At 62.1% G+C, this 14,364-nt stretch carries 12 protein-coding genes; 11 read left to right on the top strand and 1 reads right to left on the bottom strand.

Going from position 1 to position 14,364, the window contains the following annotated elements; translation table 11 throughout:
- The 6 genes from rpoS to IGS58_RS06560 all read left to right on the top strand — a co-directional run bounded on the left by rpoS (position 1) and on the right by IGS58_RS06560 (position 8,554).
- On the top strand, positions 1-1,032 hold the full coding sequence (gene rpoS / locus IGS58_RS06535; RefSeq protein WP_034789065.1) for an RNA polymerase sigma factor RpoS: 1,032 nt from the start codon (positions 1-3) through the stop codon (positions 1,030-1,032).
- Between the two features lie 239 nt (positions 1,033-1,271).
- Positions 1,272-2,612 (top strand): 23S rRNA (uracil(1939)-C(5))-methyltransferase RlmD, encoded by a 1,341-nt coding sequence (gene rlmD, locus IGS58_RS06540; protein ID WP_034789062.1) that lies wholly within the window; start codon positions 1,272-1,274, stop codon positions 2,610-2,612.
- Positions 2,613-3,173: 561 nt separating this feature from the next.
- Positions 3,174-5,123, top strand: coding sequence for a glycosyl hydrolase family 18 protein (locus tag IGS58_RS06545; RefSeq protein ID WP_268989816.1), 1,950 nt, complete (start codon positions 3,174-3,176; stop codon positions 5,121-5,123).
- Between the two features lie 78 nt (positions 5,124-5,201).
- Positions 5,202-6,248: a cupin-like domain-containing protein gene (locus IGS58_RS06550; RefSeq protein ID WP_081345453.1), complete on the top strand. Its 1,047-nt coding sequence runs from the start codon at positions 5,202-5,204 to the stop codon at positions 6,246-6,248.
- Between the two features lie 286 nt (positions 6,249-6,534).
- The gene (cfa, locus tag IGS58_RS06555) at positions 6,535-7,680 is read left to right on the top strand and encodes a cyclopropane fatty acyl phospholipid synthase (protein WP_230522203.1); all 1,146 of its coding nucleotides are present in this window, start codon (positions 6,535-6,537) and stop codon (positions 7,678-7,680) included.
- A gap of 28 nt (positions 7,681-7,708) precedes the next feature.
- Positions 7,709-8,554, top strand: coding sequence for a LysR family transcriptional regulator (locus tag IGS58_RS06560; RefSeq protein WP_230520906.1), 846 nt, complete (start codon positions 7,709-7,711; stop codon positions 8,552-8,554).
- Between the two features lie 59 nt (positions 8,555-8,613).
- Here the strand turns inward: IGS58_RS06560 and IGS58_RS06565 are convergent, their stop codons facing one another.
- Positions 8,614-9,300: a Bax inhibitor-1/YccA family protein gene (locus IGS58_RS06565; RefSeq protein ID WP_034752039.1), complete on the bottom strand. Its 687-nt coding sequence runs from the start codon at positions 9,298-9,300 to the stop codon at positions 8,614-8,616.
- Between the two features lie 221 nt (positions 9,301-9,521).
- Between IGS58_RS06565 and ndk the strand changes: the two genes are divergently transcribed.
- The 5 genes from ndk to ispG all read left to right on the top strand — a co-directional run bounded on the left by ndk (position 9,522) and on the right by ispG (position 14,331).
- Positions 9,522-9,938, top strand: a complete 417-nt coding sequence (gene ndk, locus IGS58_RS06570) for a nucleoside-diphosphate kinase (RefSeq protein ID WP_034752036.1) — start codon at positions 9,522-9,524, stop codon at positions 9,936-9,938.
- Positions 9,939-10,063: 125 nt separating this feature from the next.
- Positions 10,064-11,239: a 23S rRNA (adenine(2503)-C(2))-methyltransferase RlmN gene (gene rlmN / locus IGS58_RS06575; protein WP_034752035.1), complete on the top strand. Its 1,176-nt coding sequence runs from the start codon at positions 10,064-10,066 to the stop codon at positions 11,237-11,239.
- A 35-nt stretch (positions 11,240-11,274) separates the two neighbouring features.
- Positions 11,275-12,027: a type IV pilus biogenesis/stability protein PilW gene (pilW, locus tag IGS58_RS06580; RefSeq protein ID WP_230520907.1), complete on the top strand. Its 753-nt coding sequence runs from the start codon at positions 11,275-11,277 to the stop codon at positions 12,025-12,027.
- A gap of 82 nt (positions 12,028-12,109) precedes the next feature.
- Complete coding sequence (locus tag IGS58_RS06585) at positions 12,110-13,018, top strand: helix-turn-helix domain-containing protein (RefSeq protein WP_329957973.1); 909 nt, start codon at positions 12,110-12,112, stop codon at positions 13,016-13,018.
- Positions 13,019-13,056: 38 nt separating this feature from the next.
- Positions 13,057-14,331: a flavodoxin-dependent (E)-4-hydroxy-3-methylbut-2-enyl-diphosphate synthase gene (gene ispG / locus IGS58_RS06590; RefSeq protein ID WP_034789045.1), complete on the top strand. Its 1,275-nt coding sequence runs from the start codon at positions 13,057-13,059 to the stop codon at positions 14,329-14,331.
- Positions 14,332-14,364: the final 33 nt, after the last annotated feature.

Raw genomic sequence — 14,364 nt, forward strand, 5'->3', positions numbered from 1 at the left:
ATGACACACGCGCCGCACGATCAGCTGGACGATGACCCGGAACCCCCGGAAGACGGGGCAGACGAAGTCGTGACGGACGATGCCGGCGAACTCGACGGCATTGACGCCGTCGACGCGGGCGAGGGCGGCGAGGTGGCCAGCGTCAGCGTGCTGGTCGAAAGTGTCGATGAATTGAAAAAAGTGCTGGCGGCCGAGCTGTCGACCGATACCACGCAGCACTATCTGAACCAGATCGGCACGCGGCCCCTGCTGACGGCGGCGCAAGAGGTGCATTACGCCACCCTCGCCAAGCAGGGCAATTTTGAAGCCCGGCAAACCATGATCGAGCACAACCTGCGCCTGGTCGTGTCGATCGCCAAGCATTACATCAACCGCGGCGTGGTGTTGCTCGACATGATCGAGGAGGGCAACATCGGCCTGATGCGGGCCATCGACAAGTTCGAGCCGGAGCGCGGTTTCCGTTTTTCCACCTACGCCACCTGGTGGATACGCCAGAGCATCGAGCGCGCCATCATGAACCAGGCGCGCACGGTGCGCCTGCCCGTGCACATGGTGCGCGAACTGAATCAAATTCTGCGCGGCAAGTACCACCTGGAAGCCCAGCACCACGATGGCAAGGATGCCACGGCGGAAGACATCGCCCACCTGGTGGGCCGACCCGTGGAAGAGGTGCAGGATATCCTGGCCCTGTCCGAGCACGCCACTTCGCTCGACGCGCCGCTCGACAACGACCCGCAATCGTCGCTGATGGACATGTTGCCCGGCGCCAGCGAAGACGGTCCTGACGCGCGCGCGGAGCACCATGAAATGACGGTGCTGGTGCGCGACTGGCTGACCAAGCTGCCCGACAAGCAGCGCGTGGTCATCATGCGCCGTTTCGGCCTCGACAACGACGATCCGGCCACCCTGGAAACCCTGGCCGAGGAAATGGGCGTGACGCGCGAGCGCGTGCGCCAGATCCAGCAAGAGGCCTTGATCAAGCTCAAACGGGCCATGGCGGCACGCGGCGTCGTGCGCGACTCCTTACTGTAGCAAGTCTGATAAAACGCCCATGGCGGCGTTGCATGGCCTCGCCGTACTGTCGTACTGTCTTCGGCCACGCGCCTTGCCCTGCGCATTTTCTCAGGCTTGCTGCCCGGTGCGGGCTTGAGCGGCTTTTGCCTGTCGCGATCTGCTATCATACGCCCCGCTCGCGGCGCCTGACCTTTCCCCCATTCTTTCAAGTTCCAGCGCGGCCCTGCGTCCTGGCCCACTCTTACCTATTGATCGCTATGCAAGAAAATATCATCGAAATCAAATCGCTCGACATGGACGCCCGTGGCGTTGGCCATATTGAGAACGAAGACGGCTCGCCGGGCAAGGTCGTGTTTGTCGAAGGCGCATTGCCGGGCGAGCGCGTCAGCTTTGTGACGTTCAAGAAAAAGAAGAACTGGGAAATGGCCCGCATGACGGCGCTGCACCGCGAATCGTCGATGCGCGTGACGCCCAAGTGCAAGCATTTCGACAATTGCGGCGGCTGCTCGATGCAGCATCTGGAGCCGTCGGCGCAGGTGGCGATCAAGCAGCGCGTGCTGGAAGACAACTTGTGGCATATCGGCAAGGTGCGTCCGCAAAGCATCATGCGCCCCATGTATGGCCCGACCTGGGGCTACCGCTACCGCGCGCGCCTGTCCGTGCGCCACGTCAAGAAGAAGGACGCCGTGCTGGTGGGCTTCCATGAAAAGAAATCGGCGTTCGTTGCCGACATGGATAGCTGCGAGATCTTGCCGCCACACATCTCGGCCATGCTGCTGCCGCTGCGTGGATTGATTGCTTCGCTGTCGATCTTCGACCAGATGCCGCAGATCGAACTGGCCGTGGGCGAAGACGTGACCGCCATGGTCTTGCGCATCATGGCGCCCTTGACGGCGGACGATGAAACGAAACTGAAGGCCTTTGCCGACGAGTACGGCGTGCAATGGTGGCTGCAAGTCAAGGGCCCGGAAACGGCCGTGCCGTTCTATCCGCTGGACAAGCAATTGCATTACCTGCTGCCGGAATTCGGCGTCAAGATGCCGTTCAAGCCCGTCGATTTCACGCAGGTGAACCACCACATCAATCGCGTGCTGGTGTCGAAAGCCTTGCGTTTGCTGGAAGTGCAGCCGACAGACCGCGTGGCCGACCTGTTCTGCGGCCTGGGCAATTTCACCTTGCCGCTGGCCACGCAAGGCAGCGAAGTGGTCGGTATCGAAGGCAGCACCACCCTGACGGAGCGGGCGCTGGAAAACGCGCTGGCCAATGGCCTAGCGGAAAAAACCTCGTTCTCGACGCGCAACCTGTTCGAAGTGACGACGGACGACCTGATCGCGCTGGGCAAGTTCGACCGCATCCTCGTCGACCCGCCGCGCGATGGCGCCATGGCCCTGTGCCAGGCGCTGGTCGGCCTGTCGCAAGTGCGTCCGGACCTGCTGCCGAAACGCATCGTCTACGTCTCCTGCAGCCCGTCGACCCTGGCGCGCGATGCCGGCATCCTGGCGCTGGAAGCCGGCTATGTGCTGAGCAAGGCGGGCGTGGTGAACATGTTCCCGCACACTTCCCACGTGGAATCGATGGCGGTCTTTGATCTGCTCTGATGGCACACCTGATAAAACGTTCATAGCTGCGTTGCCTTGCCTAGCCGTACTTGCGTACTGTCTTTGGCAAGGCGTCTTGCCCTGAACGTGGAAAAACGTCCATAGCTGCGTTGCCTTGCCTAGCCGTACTATTCGTACTGTCTTTGGCAAGGCGCCTTGCTCTGAACGTTTTTCAGGCGCGCCGAGGGTATCCCGGCCGCTTGCACAGGTTCCGCTTTTTCTCCCGCCTCCACACCAATACCACTTACAGCGTGTTATAAAACTGGTCTGTCTTTTCCCGATCCAGCGTCTTTTTACATCCTTCCTCTGCCGTTTTTTCATTGTCCAGTAGGACAACACGCCATTTGCCTCCGCCGCTGCGCTTCTTGCGCAAAGTGGTATTGCCCACTTTGAGGCCACTTCAAAACCACTTGACCGCCTATTTTTTCAGCAGCATGCTGTTCTTGCAACTGCAAAAAACAAAATCACAGGGTAGCTTTTCATTGAAGCAAAGTGGTATTTCCGCAAACCTGAACAGGAGACAACGTGGAAAATTTAATACTCAAAAAAACGATCAGGAACATGATGGTATGTCTGGCCAGCGGGGGCGTGCTGGCGGCATGCGGCGGTGGCGGCGGTGACGCCGGCGCGCCGGCTGGGTCGCAATTGCTGGCGGCCAGTACCGTGGTCGCTTGCGTGCCGTGGCAAGAGGGCGGCACGTATAACGCGGGCACGGTGGTCACCTACCTGGGCGCCAACTATACGGCCCTGGTGACGCAGACGGATCACGTGGGCTCGGGTTGGAATCCCGTTTCCACGCCGAGCCTGTGGAGCGCCGGCGGCACCTGCGACGGCGGCACCACGCCGACGCCGACGCCGACTCCCACCCCAACGCCGACTCCAACTCCCACGCCAACCCCGACCCCGACCCCGGTGCCTACGCCGACTCCAACCCCCACTCCGACGCCAACGCCAACCGGCGGCACCTGCGCGCTGGCGTGGGTGGCCGGCACGGCTTACAGCGCGGGCGCCACCGTCAGCTATGCGGGCACGAATTACCGCGCCAACTACTGGACGCAGGGCGACAATCCGTCGACCAGCAGCGGCGCCGCCGGCACGGGCAAGCCGTGGACCAGCCTGGAGATCTGCAGTACCACGCCGACACCTACTCCAACCCCGACGCCGACGCCAACCCCGACGCCTACTCCGACGCCGACGCCGACTCCAACACCTACTCCGACACCAACGCCAACGCCAACGCCAACGGGCCGCGAAGTCGGCTCCTATTTTGCGCAGTGGGGCGTGTATGGCCGCGACTATGAAGTGGCGAACGTGCACACGAGCGGCGTGGCCGACAAGCTGACCTTCATCAACTATGCCTTCGGCAACATCTATCCGAAAAACGGCGGCTATGAATGCGCCATGATCACCAAGACGGAGCCGGGTGCGACGAATCCGAATTCGCCGGACGCGGGCACGGGCGGCGATGCCGAGGCCGACTACATCCGTACGCCGAAGCGCACCGTCGATGGCCAGGCGATTCCTTGGGATGCACCGTTGTCGGGCAACTTCCTGCAGCTGAGAAAACTCAAGGCGGCGCACCCGAACCTGAAATTGTTCATCTCGCTGGGCGGCTGGAGCTGGTCGAAGAACTTCTCCGTCGGTTCGGCCACGGATGCGCTGCGCAAGCAGATGGTGCGTTCCTGCATCGATATCTACATCAAGGGCAACCTGCCGGTGCAGGGCGGTCGCGGTGGCGTGGGCGCGGCGGCCAACATCTTTGACGGCATCGACATCGACTGGGAATATCCGGTCGGCGGCGGCCAGCCGTACAACACGGTCAGCCCCAACGACAAGCGCAACTTCACCTTGCTGATGGCGGAATTCCGCAGCCAGCTCGATGCGCTCGGTGCAGCCAACGGCAAGCGCTACCTGTTGACGGCCGCTGTCGGTGCCGGCAAGGACAAGATCGACAACACGGAACCGGCCCTGTACTCGCAGTACATGGATTGGATCAACCTGATGACCTACGACTTCCACGGCGGCTGGGAAAACAGCACCAACTTCAACGCCCAGCTGTTTGCCGATCCTGCCGATCCGTCGACGGGCATGGCACGCGAATACGTGGGTGACAAGGCGGTGCAGTACATGATTGCCGCCGGCGTGCCGCGCGACAAGCTGCTGCTGGGCATACCGTTCTATGGCCGCGGCTGGACGGGCGTGGCGCCGGGGCCGAATGGCGATGGCCTGTACCAGGCGGCCACGGGCACGGCGCCGGGCACCTACGAGTCGGGTATCGAGGACTATAAAATCCTCGTGGCCAAGGCTGGCACGCGCTATTACCATCCCGTGACCAAGCAGCTGTACCTGTACACGGGGGCGGGCGGCCAGTGGTGGAGCTATGATGACCCGACCGTCATCGGCACCAAGGTGAAATATGTGAAGGACCAGGGCTTGCGCGGCGCGTTCTCGTGGGAACTCGATGGCGACGCGAATGGCGTGCTGGCAACCGAGGTGTGGAAGGTGCGGTAATACTGCGCTAGAGTAGGAGGCGGCCGGGCGGCATACGCTGCCCGGCCGCTTGTTCACATAAAAAACAGGAGACGGGCGATGGCGGCGGTATCGACATTCGGAGTCAAGCAGAAAGAACAGCAGCCGGAACAGGAGCTGAGCCGCGAATGGCGCAGCTGGATCGCGGAAAACCTCATGCTGGGCAGCCACCCGTCGGCGCTGATGCCAGTGCTGCAAAAGGCAGGCATTACGGAGCCCCTGGCGCGCCGCGAAGTGGAGCTGGCGCTGCAGAGTCCCTACCTGGCCGGCGCCGTGCGCCTGTCGAACCGGCTGGCCAAGCGCGACTGGGTGATCGACATCCAGCGCAAGCTGAACCAGTTGCGTCCACCCGAGATTCCCCGCCGCGAGAAACTGACGGCGCACGAGTTCCTGACGGAGTTCTATTCCACCAACCAGCCGGTGATCATCACGGGCATGATGGACGACTGGCCCGCCATGGCCAAGTGGAGCCCGGCCTATTTCCGCGAGCATTACGCGCAGCGCGAAGTGGAAGTGCAGTTCGGCCGCGAGGCGGATGCGCAGTACGAAATGAACAGCGTGGCGCACAAGCGCAAGATGGCGTTTGGCGAGTACGCCAGCCTGGTCGAGGGCAGCGGCGCGACCAACGATTTCTACATGACGGCGAATAACAATTCGCAGAACCGGCAGGCGCTGCGCGAGCTGTGGGATGATATCGGCCAGCTGCCCGAATACCTGGAGCAGAGTGGCGGCCTCACGGGGTTTTTATGGTTTGGCCCGGCCGGCACGGTGACGCCATTCCACCACGACCTGACGAACAACTTCATGGCGCAGGTGCAAGGGCGCAAGCGGCTGCGCATCATGGCCGCCTGCGAGGTGGCGCGGGTGTACAACCAGCGCCACTGTTTTACGCCCGTCGACGGGCGCGATATCGACCTGCAGCGCTATCCGCTGATGGCGGACGTGCAAGTGCGCGAATGCGTGCTGGCGCCGGGCGAGATCCTGTTCCTGCCCGTCGGCTGCTGGCATTTCGTCGAAGCGCTCGACATATCGATGACGGTGGCGTTTACCAATTTCAAATGGGATAACGATTTTTACAGCAAGTATCCGCCGAATCACGACTTTTGATCGTGGGCTAAGCTGCCGCGAACAGCCGCCGTACAGGCGGCTTTTTTCATGCTTCAGAGCGTTTCGTGCAAAAAATATTTCCATGAAAAAATTGATTCAAATCATTTCACAGCAAATATTTTGATATGAATGGCCATGATGTTTCATTATCCAGATGGCGATGGCGGGCGGATAATTTTATGGCTGGCGCGGCGCCGGGCCGCGGAGTGGACTCGCCGGCGCGCCAGCACCGACAACCATCTGGAGGCGGCAGGGCATGAACACGCAGCACACGACACAAGCAGCAATGCAGTTGCAGCAAACACCGAAAGTCACGCTGGACACGCGGCTGACGCGCGAGGCGGCCGAGCTGCTGGCCAAGGCCGACATCCATTTGAATGGCCGCGCCGCCTGGGACATGCAGCTGCGCAAACCGGGCGTACCGGAGCGCGCCTTCGCCAGCGGCAACCTTGGTTTGGGCGAAGCGTACATGGATGGCGACTGGGATGCGAACCAGCTTGACGAATTCTTTTGCCATTTGCTGCGCGCCAGGGTGGCCGACGACGTGCGCCCCATGCGCCTGGCCTTCCATGCGCTGACTGCGCGCCTGTTCAACCTGCAGACGGAGCGCCGCGCCTGGATGGTGGGCAAGGAGCACTACGACCTGGGCAATGCCTTCTATGCGGCCATGCTCGATCCGCGCATGACGTATACCTGCGGCTACTGGAAGGATGCCGGCAACCTGGCCGAAGCGCAGGAAGCCAAGCTGGATCTGATCTGCCGCAAGCTGCGCCTGGAACCGGGCATGCGCGTGCTCGATATCGGCTGCGGCTGGGGCAGCTTCATGCGCTATGCGGCGGAGAAATACCAGGTGCGGTGCGTGGGCGTGACGATCTCGAAGGAGCAGGCGGCGTATGCGCGCGGCATGCCGGGCGGTGAGCACCTGGACTTCCGCCTGCAGGACTACCGCGACACGGATGAAAAATTCGACCGCATCGTCAGCATCGGCATGTTCGAGCACGTGGGGCACAAGAACCACCGCACCTTCATGGAAGTGGCGCACCGCTGCCTGGAAGACGACGGACTGTTCCTGCTGCACACGATCGGCAAGAACAAGCGCCATTCCACGTGCGATCCGTGGATCGACAAATACATCTTCCCGAATGGCGACTTGCCGTCGCTCGGCCAGATCGGCGACGCCATCGATGATCTGTTCGTAGCCGAGGACTTGCATAACTTCGGCGCCGACTACGACAAGACCCTGATGGCCTGGCATGCGAATTTCGAGCAGGCGTGGCCGCGCTTTGCCGCCCAGCTGGGCGAGCGCTTCCACCGCATGTGGTCCTACTATCTGCTGTCCTGCGCCGGCGCCTTTCGCGCGCGCGACCTGCAGCTGTGGCAATGGGTGCTGGCCAAGCAGGGCGTGCTCGGTGGCTACGAGCGTGTCAGTTGAGATGTGCGGCAACTGATATGATGGATTGATGGATATCAATCAAGCGCGTACCTTCCTGGAAGTGGCGTCCTGCGGCAGTTTCATCATGGCCGCTGAACGCATGCACGTGACGCAGACGGCCGTCAGCGCCCGCATCCGCTCGCTGGAGCAGCAACTGGGGCGCCAGCTGTTCGTGCGCAACAAGGCGGGCGCGCGCCTGACGTCGGCCGGCGAGCGCTTCATGCGCCATGCGGCCACCATGGTGCAGGTGTGGGAGCGGGCGCGCCACCAGGTGGCCTTGCCGCCGGGGCGCGACGACGCCGTCAGCATCGGCTGCGAGCTGAGCCTGTGGCAGCCGCTGCTCGGCGACTGGCTGATACGCATGAGCCGCGACTGTCCCCAGATCGCCTTGCGCGCGGAAGTCGACAGCCCCGCGCGCCTGCTCGACGCCGTGCATGACGGCTCGCTGGACCTGGCCGTGCTGTACAACCCGCCGCAGCGCCCGGGCCTGGCCAGCGAATTGCTGGCCGAGGAAAAGCTGGTGATGGTGACCACGCGCGCCGACGGGCAGATGCATGCCGACACGTATGTGTATGTGGACTGGGGCCCCAGCTTCGCGGCCAATCACCAGGCGGCCTACCCGGAGCTGAGCAGCCCGCCCGTTTCGATCTCGCTGGGGCCGCTGGCCCTCGTCTACCTGCTGGACGTGGGCGGCACCAGTTACTTCCGTATCGGTAGCGCGCAACCCTATCTCGATGCGGGTTTGCTGCACCGCGTGCGCGACGCGCCCGAATTCTCGCATTCGGCCTACGCCGTCTACGCGGCCCAGCGCGACAATCCGACCCTGGACCGCGCCCGCGCCTGCCTGCTGGAGGTGGCGGAAAGGGGCAAATAGAGCCGACAGACGTAAAAAAGCCGACCCGAGGGTCGGCTTTTATTTTCGTGCGTTAGCGCTTAGTCGCGGCTGCCGCCAGCGAAGCCCAGCAAAGAGAGCAGGCTGGTGAAGATGTTGTACACGTCCAGGTAGATGCGCAGGGTGGCCGAGATGTAGTTGGTCTCGCCGCCGTTGATGATTTGCTGCACGTCATACAAGATGTAGGCCGAGAAGATGGCGATGGCGACCATGGAGATCACGATCGACAGTGCCGACAGGCCCAGGAAAATGTTCGCTACCGATGCCAGGATCAGCACGATCACGCCGGCGAACAGCCATTTGCCCATGGCCGAGAAGTCGCGCTTCGAGACCGTGGCGATCGTCGCCATCACGGCCAAGATGGTGGCCGTGCCGCCGAATGCCGTCATGATCAGCATGCCGCCATTCGAGTAGCCGAGCGTGCGCGTCAGAATAGGCGTGAGCATCAGGCCCATGAAGAAGGTAAAGCCGAGCAGGACGGCGACGCCGAGGCCCGAGTTCTTGGTCTTCTCAATCGCGTACATGAAGCCGAAAGCGACGGCCATGAAGATGATGAAACCCATGCCGCCGGTCAGCATCGGCAAATGCATTTGCACGCCGATGAAGGCGCCCAGCACGGTCGGGATCATGGACAGCGCCAGCAGCCAGTAAGTGTTGCGCAAGACCTGATGGCGGACTTGCTGCATGCCCCCCGACAGGTCAAAGGTGCGTTGCATGTTCTGATTCATAGTGCCTCCGTGTTGTCAATTCAAATTACTGCTTTACCCAAGGATAGCATGAGGGCCGGAATTTGCCAAAAAAGCAGCTTAAGATTTCATTAAACGGGGGCAGGGCGGCAAGATGCCCCCTGCCTGTCTGGGTGATATGGGGTGGAGTATGGTAAAATCAAAGGTTGATTGAGTTATCAATTTACCGTTTTAAACCTTACTTTTTATTGGAGTTTTCACACATGGCAATCGAACGCACCCTGTCGATCATCAAACCAGACGCAGTTGCAAAAAACGTAATCGGTCAAATCTACTCCCGTTTTGAAAACGCTGGCCTGAAAATCGTTGCAGCACGCATGACCCAACTGTCGCGCGAACAAGCTGAAGGCTTCTACGCAGCGCACAAAGAACGCGGCTTCTTCAAGGATCTGGTCGACTTCATGGTTTCCGGTCCAGTCATGATCCAAGCCCTGGAAGGCGAAAACGCCGTTCTGGCCCACCGTGACCTGATGGGCGCGACCGATCCGAAGAAAGCAGAAAAAGGCACGATCCGCGCCGATTTCGCCGATTCGATCGACGCTAACGCCGTACACGGTTCCGACGCTGTCGAAGCTGCTAAAGTGGAAATCGCTTACTTCTTCCCAGAACTGAAGGCTTAATTGCCTTAGATAACGTTATTTCCTGGCGTTATCTGTGAAATAACTTATCACCCCCTGTTCCCGCTCCGCTGTGGAGTTTTCGCTCCGGATGCGCGCGGGGATGGATTTTTAGAATAGACAAGATCATGAATACGACGACCCTCACCAACTTGCTGGACCTCGATCCCGCGCAACTCATCGCCTACTGCGCCGAGTTGGGAGAGAAACCGTTTCGTGCGAAACAATTGCAACGTTGGATACATCAGTTCGGCGCTTCCGATTTCGACGCCATGACGGACCTGGCCAAGTCGCTGCGCGACAAGCTGGCCACGCGCGCCGAAGTGCGCGCCCCGGCCATCATCAGCGACCACACGTCGACGGATGGCACGCGCAAGTGGCTGGTCGACGTGGGCAATGGCAATGCCGTGGAAACCGTGTTCATTCCGGAAGAAAACCGCGGCACCCTGTGCATCTCGACCCAGGCCGGCTGCGCCGTGAACTGCCGTTTCTGCTCGACGGGCAAGCAAGGCTTCAACCGCAACCTGTCCGTGGGCGAAATCATCGGCCAGCTTTGGATGGCGGAATTCGAATTGCGCCGCACCAAGGGCATCGAACCGGGCCCGAAAGGCGAGCGCCAGATCACCAACGTGGTGATGATGGGCATGGGCGAGCCCCTGCTGAACTTTGAGCCGACCGTCACTGCCCTGAAATTGATGCTTGACGACAACGCCTACGGCCTGTCGCGCCGCCGCGTGACCCTGTCGACGTCGGGCGTGGTGCCGATGATGGACAAGCTGTCGCAGGAAGTGCCGGTGGCCCTGGCCGTCTCGCTGCACGCCTCGAACGACGCCTTGCGCGACGGGCTGATTCCACTGAACAAGAAATACCCGCTGAAGGAATTGATGGCGGCCTGCAAGCGCTACCTGGAATTTGCTCCGCGCGACTTCATCACCTTCGAGTATTGCATGCTGGACGGCGTCAACGACAGCGACGAGCATGCGCGCGAACTGCTGGCGCTGGTGCAAGACCGCGAGTTCGGCGTGAACTGCAAGTTCAACCTGATCCCGTTCAATCCTTTCCCCGAGTCGGGCCTGTTCCGCTCGAAAAATCCGCGCATCAAGGCGTTTGCCCAGGTGCTCATGGATGGCGGCATCATCACCACCGTGCGCAAGACGCGCGGCGACGATATCGATGCGGCCTGCGGCCAGCTGGCCGGCGAAGTCAAGGACCGCACCCGGGTGCAGGAGCGCATGGAAAAGATGACTGAGTATCAACAGAAATTTGGCGCCAATTTCGGCAAGATCGTGGAGATCCGCTCCTGATGCGGGGAAGCATGGCTTATCCTGGCGTACTTGCCGTGGCTGTTGTCAGCCTGGGCGTGCTGCTGGCCGGCTGTGCTTCCACCGCAGACAAGGAGCAGGCTGCATCTGTCGAGCAGCGCGCCGCCTTGCGCTTGCAGTTGGCCAGCGCCTATTATATGCAAGACCAGTTTGTGGTGGCGTTGGCGGAAGCGGAGCAGGCGGTGCAGCTGGTGCCGGGCAACGCCCAGGTGCGCGGCATGCGCGCCCTGATTTTTGCTGCTATGCGCCAACCCGTGGCTGCTGAAAAAGATTTTCTTTACGCATTGCGCCTTGCGCCCCACAATCCCGAGTTGAGCAATAATTATGGCCTGTTTCTGTGCCAGACCGGGCGCGCGGCGCAGTCGCTGGCGTATTTTGATGCCGCATTGCAAGATGCCGCCTATGGCACGCCTGAACTGGCGCTGCATAATGCGGCGGCGTGCAGCCTGGTCATGAAAGATTACCCGCGCGCCGCCGGCTACTGGCTCAAGGCGGAGCGCATCGCACCTGGCGCGGCAATTACCTATGCCGGCCTGGTGCGCGTGTATTACCAACAGCAAGACTACCGGCAAGCGGCTCATTACCTTGAGCTGCTCGGTAAAGTAGCGACAATGGAGGGCCAGACGGCCGATGTGCTGTGGCTCGGGATCAAGGTGCAGCATAAGCTCGGGGATGCGGGTGCGGAAGCTGGCCTGGGGGCGCTGTTGCGCAACCACCATTCCGGCTCCCCCGAATATGCTGCTTATCAAAATGGGGCGTTTGATGAGTGAGACAGGGATACCAATGAATTCAGAGTGGGCAGAAACGCCTCAGCAGCAGCCCCAGGGCAATCTTGCGTTGGCAGGCGCACAGTTGAAAGCGCAGCGCGAAGCGCTGGGCTGGCCGGTGGAGCAGGTGGCCGACCAGCTCAAGCTGGCGCCGCGCCAGGTGATCGCGCTGGAAGAGGGCGACATGGCGGCTTTGCCGAATCTGGCCGTGGTGCGCGGTTTCGTGCGCGCCTACGCCAAGGTGGTGCGTCTCGACGCGGCGCCGCTGGTGGCCATGATCGAAGTCCATCCGGCGCCGGCGCAGCAGGACCCGGCCGCGCCCGTGCGGCGTGAAATTTCCGCCACGTTTTCCGAGTCGCGCTTCCCGTCGATGACGCAGCGCTCGTCGAACCAGACTCCCCTCTGGATCGCCGGCGCCGTGGCTGTCGTCGTGGCGGCCGCCTTTGGCGCGTATAAACTCGGTTATGTGCCGGCCGGCCTGCTGTCCTCGCAGGCCGGGAAAGAAACGGCGCATGCGGAAGTGGGCCCCGTGGAAACGACCCTGATCAAGCCGGGCCAGGACTTGACGCCCGTGCAGTCGCCGTCCGTGCCCCTGATTTCCGTGCCGCCGCCGCCAGGCAACGATACGCAGACGGGCGCACCGGCCGCCGTCGCTTCGGCGCCGGCCGCTGCCGTAGTGCCGCCAGCCGCCGTGCCCGCGCCCGCTCCAGCGGCGACGGCTGCCGTCACGCCGCCCGCGGCTGCGGCTGCCGTGGGCGCGAATGCGCTGGTGCTGAAGGTCGAGCAGGATTCCTGGGTGGAAATCCGCCGCCCCGGCAGCACGCCGCTGATTTCGCGCATGGTCAAGGCGGGCAGCACGGAAACGTTCGATATCACGGGACCGGCCACCCTGGTGGTCGGTAAGCCTGGTGTCGTGCAGGCAACCTTGCGCGGCGCCAAGCTGGATCTGCCGACCGTTGCCGGCGGCACGATTTCCCGTGTCAGCATCAAATAATTGCAGTAACCGTTCAAGCAAACTCAGAAGATAATATTATGGCTACCTCGAAAACAGCGATCGGCTCCGGTCCATCCGGCCGTCGCGACAGCCGCAAGGTGCTGATCGCGCACGGCCAGCGCCAGATCTGGGTGGGCGGCGACGCCCCCGTGGTGGTGCAGTCGATGACGAACACGGATACGGCCGACGCCATCGGCACGGCGATCCAGATCAAGGAACTGGCGCGTGCCGGTTCGGAGCTGGTGCGCCTGACGGTGGACCGTCCTGAAGCGGCAGCGGCCGTGCCCTACATCCGCGAGCAGCTCGACAAGATGGACATCGACGTGCCGCTGGTGGGCGATTTTCACTATAACGGCCATACCCTGCTCAACGATTACCCCGATTGCGCGCGCGCGCTGTCGAAGTACCGCATCAACCCGGGCAACGTGGGCAAGGGCGCCAAGCGCGATACGCAATTCGCGCAAATGATCGAGGCGGCTTGCCGCTACGACAAGCCGGTGCGCATCGGCGTGAACTGGGGCAGCCTGGACCAGGCCTTGCTGGCGCGCATCATGGATGAAAACGCGGGCCGCGCCGAACCGTGGCCGGCGCAAGCCGTCATGTATGAAGCGCTGGTGACGTCGGCGATTGAAAATGCCGTGCGCGCCGAAGAACTGGGTCTGGCGCGCGACAAGATCATTCTGTCGTGCAAGGTTTCGGGCGTGCAGGACCTGATCGCCGTGTACCGCGAACTGGCGCAGCGCTGCGACTATCCGCTGCACCTGGGCTTGACGGAAGCGGGCATGGGCAGCAAGGGCATCGTGGCGTCCACCGCGGCCCTGGCCGTGCTGCTGCAGGAAGGCATCGGCGACACCATCCGCATTTCGCTCACGCCCGAACCGGGCGGCGACCGCACGCGCGAAGTCATCGTCGGCCAGGAAATCCTGCAAACCATGGGCTTGCGCAAGTTCGCGCCCATGGTCATCGCTTGCCCAGGCTGCGGCCGCACGACGTCGACCACCTTCCAGGAGCTGGCCGACAACATCCAGACGTATCTGCGCGAGCAGATGCCGGAATGGAAGAAATCGTATCCGGGCGTGGAAGCGATGAACGTGGCCGTCATGGGCTGCATCGTCAACGGCCCCGGCGAGTCGAAGCATGCGAACATCGGCATCAGCCTGCCCGGCACGGGCGAGTCGCCTGCCGCGCCCGTGTTTGTCGACGGCGAAAAAGTCGTCACCCTGCGCGGCGAACGCATCGTCGAGGAATTCCAGGACATCGTCTTGAATTATGTTAAAAGCCATTATGGCAAGACCGCGCCGGTTGCCGCGTAATCGGTCGGGTAGGTCGGATTAGCGCTACGCGCG

Source organism: Janthinobacterium sp. EB271-G4-7A (assembly GCF_020858075.1).
GTDB lineage: Bacteria > Pseudomonadota > Gammaproteobacteria > Burkholderiales > Burkholderiaceae_D > Janthinobacterium > Janthinobacterium lividum.

Bases quoted from the DNA above. Each gene is read 5' to 3' on its own strand.
- rpoS (WP_034789065.1), top strand. From the start codon at position 1: ATGACACACGCGCCGCACGATCAGCTGGACGATGACCCGGAACCCCCG.
- rlmD (WP_034789062.1), top strand. From the start codon at position 1,272: ATGCAAGAAAATATCATCGAAATCAAATCGCTCGACATGGACGCCCGT.
- IGS58_RS06545 (WP_268989816.1), top strand. From the start codon at position 3,174: ATGATGGTATGTCTGGCCAGCGGGGGCGTGCTGGCGGCATGCGGCGGT.
- IGS58_RS06550 (WP_081345453.1), top strand. From the start codon at position 5,202: ATGGCGGCGGTATCGACATTCGGAGTCAAGCAGAAAGAACAGCAGCCG.
- cfa (WP_230522203.1), top strand. From the start codon at position 6,535: ATGCAGTTGCAGCAAACACCGAAAGTCACGCTGGACACGCGGCTGACG.
- IGS58_RS06560 (WP_230520906.1), top strand. From the start codon at position 7,709: ATGGATATCAATCAAGCGCGTACCTTCCTGGAAGTGGCGTCCTGCGGC.
- IGS58_RS06565 (WP_034752039.1), bottom strand. From the start codon at position 9,300: ATGAATCAGAACATGCAACGCACCTTTGACCTGTCGGGGGGCATGCAG.
- ndk (WP_034752036.1), top strand. From the start codon at position 9,522: ATGGCAATCGAACGCACCCTGTCGATCATCAAACCAGACGCAGTTGCA.
- rlmN (WP_034752035.1), top strand. From the start codon at position 10,064: ATGAATACGACGACCCTCACCAACTTGCTGGACCTCGATCCCGCGCAA.
- ispG (WP_034789045.1), top strand. From the start codon at position 13,057: ATGGCTACCTCGAAAACAGCGATCGGCTCCGGTCCATCCGGCCGTCGC.